Source organism: Nitrosomonas aestuarii (assembly GCF_003046585.1).
GTDB classification, from domain to species: Bacteria; Pseudomonadota; Gammaproteobacteria; order Burkholderiales; family Nitrosomonadaceae; genus Nitrosomonas; species Nitrosomonas aestuarii.
Genome location: NZ_QAAE01000050.1, coordinates 1 through 1,391, shown reverse-complemented (window position 1 = coordinate 1,391; position 1,391 = coordinate 1). Strand labels below are relative to the sequence as shown.

1 protein-coding gene is annotated in these 1,391 nt (G+C 54.9%); it reads left to right on the top strand.

The annotated features are described in order from the left end of the window. On the top strand, positions 1–1,391 hold a 1,391-nt coding region (locus C8R11_RS16360), incomplete at both ends, for a beta strand repeat-containing protein (protein ID WP_181258292.1).

Below are 1,391 nucleotides of genomic sequence, written 5' to 3'. Positions count from 1 at the left end.
GCAAACGCAGCAGGTGCGGTCACCGCCAGCACTGCGGCCACGATCGCGCAGGCTGGGGCTATTGATGCATTTGCTACAGCGGTAGTATTTGCTATTGCAGATACTGCGGCGACAATTGCTGGATCAAATGATGCAGCGCTGGATGAAGCAACCAGCGTTACTGCAACAGATGCAGCAACCATTGCCCAGGCAAATACCATTGCAGGCTTTGCGACCAGTGTCACCTACAGCATCAGCGATGTCGCCGCGAATATTGCCGCTGGCGCCGGCCTGAATGAAGCGGTCAATATTACTATTACCGATGATGTTACGATCGCGCAGGCCACGACCATAGAAAACGCCACCAACTCCGGCAGCAAGTCAGTGGCGACCATAACCGATACCGCGGCAGCCATAGCAGGTTCATCCAATGCAGTGATTGCAAACGCAGCAGGTGCGGTCACCGCCAGCACTGCGGCCACGATCGCGCAGGCTGGGGCTATTGATGCATTTGCTACAGCGGTAGTATTTGCTATTGCAGATACTGCGGCGGCAATTGCTGGATCAAATGATGCAGCGCTAGATGAAGCAACCAGCGTTACTGCAACAGATGCAGCAACCATTGCCCAGGCAAATACCATTGCAGGCTTTGCCACCAGTGTCACCTACAGCATCAGCGATGTCGCCGCGAATATTGCCGCTGGCGCCGGATTGAATGAAGCGGTCAATATTACTATTACCGATGATGTTACGATCGCGCAGGCCACGACCATAGAAAACGCCACCAACTCCGGCAGCAAGTCAGTAGCGACCATAACCGATACCGCGGCAGCCATAGCAGGTTCATCCAATGCAGTGATTGCAAATGCAGCAGGTGCGGTCACCGCCAGCACCGCAGCAACCATTGCCCAGGCAAACACCATTGCAGGTTTTGCAACCAGTGTCACCTACAGCATCAGTGATGTCGCCGCGAATATAGCCGCTGGCGCCGGCCTGAATGAAGCGGTCAATATTACTATTACCGATGATGTCACCATCGCGCAGGCCACGACCATAGAAAATGCCACCAACTCCGGCAGCAAGTCAGTGGCGACCATAACCGATACCGCGGCAGCCATAGCAGGTTCATCCAATGCAGTGATTGCAAACGCAGCAGGCGCAGTCACCGCCAGCACCGCAGCAACCATTGCCCAGGCAAACACCATTGCAGGTTTTGCCACCAGTGTCACCTACAGCATCAGCGATGTCGCCGCGAATATAGCCGCTGGCGCCGGATTGAATGAAGCGGTCAATATTACTATTACCGATGATGTTACGATCGCGCAGGCCACGACCATAGAAAATGCCACCAACTCCGGCAGCAAGTCAGTGGCAACCATTACCGATACCGCGGCAGCCATAGCAGGTTCATC